Below are 1,155 nucleotides of genomic sequence, written 5' to 3'. Positions count from 1 at the left end.
GCTTGAAGTGGGGGTTTCTAACGTTTCGACCTAACGGACGATTAACGTCAGTGGAGTTAACACACTAGCGAGCTGTTTCACGCCTAACCCCTCTATCCCGTTTGCCCATGCATTCGGGACTACTTTTCGTAAAATATTAGCCGCAGCATTTACGTCTGCGTTGATTTCGATTCCTTTTGCAGAACGATACATACCACGCTTCATTCGTTTTCCTGAAAACGTTGCACTTTGGTCATTTGCTCCATACGTTGGAATAAAGTCATGATCTAGAAAACTTGCTTTTGATGTGTAAGATTCCTCGGTTACAAAAACTTGAATGCCTACTGCATTTGCTTTGTATGTAATCATTTGAATCAATACACGATGCGAGATATGGTAAAACGTTTGGTTATTTTTCTTTCCCATATTCGTTTCTTGCTTCCAACTTTTGTTTTGACCAATAACGATTTTGCAAACTTCCTCTTCTTGAGCTAGTTTTACAATATGATGACTAGCTTTATGGAAGATGTCCTTTATTTTCAGGTAACGCTTTTGGTGAAGTTTTTCTATTCTTTTAGAAGTAAAAGGTCCTTCCTTTGTTTGTTTACCTTTCCTGAGAACACTTGTAAAATGGCTCTTCATTTTATTGTAATATTGATTTATGCTTTTGACATGTTTGCCCTTAACAAGTACAGGTTTCATACCTGTGTTTGTTACAATGGTTGCAAGGTTATCAATACCTAAATCAATACTCATATAACGACCATTCTCTTCAACGGATTGTTGTTCTGAAGGAACATCTATCACCAATTCCACTACATATTCATTGTATTTGGGAATGACACGAACTTGTTTCAGCTTCCCTTCAGTAAACCCTAATTTTCCAATGTTTAATTGCAATTTTGTCTTTGGAAACTTTAAAAACTTATCATTTTTAATGACACAATCTTGATTTGTATACAGAATCTCTTTTTCATAAGAACGAATATATTTTGGAATTCTAGGTCTTCCAGTATATTTATTTGGATTCTTTTTATAATCTTTTAAACTAGCAAAAAAAGACTTCCAATTTTGGAATACATTTTTCATGATGAATTGACTAGATTGCGTAGGCAAAGCACGATAATCATTCTGAATCATCACTTTAAATAATGCATCCAGAAAATGATAATCTAT

The 1,155-nt window shown here is 34.5% G+C and carries 1 protein-coding gene; it reads right to left on the bottom strand.

All coding sequences use genetic code 11. The annotated features are described in order from the left end of the window. Positions 1–30: 30 nt before the first annotated feature. Positions 31–1,155 (bottom strand): RNA-guided endonuclease InsQ/TnpB family protein (locus ACFQZ1_RS22645; protein WP_377884398.1); only part of this gene is annotated, 1,125 nt, incomplete at its 5' end.

Source organism: Bacillus sp. CGMCC 1.60114 (assembly GCF_042676365.1).
Classification (GTDB): domain Bacteria; phylum Bacillota; class Bacilli; order Bacillales; family Bacillaceae_G; genus Bacillus_A; species Bacillus_A rhizoplanae_A.
This window is presented reverse-complemented; position numbering and strand designations above follow the sequence as displayed.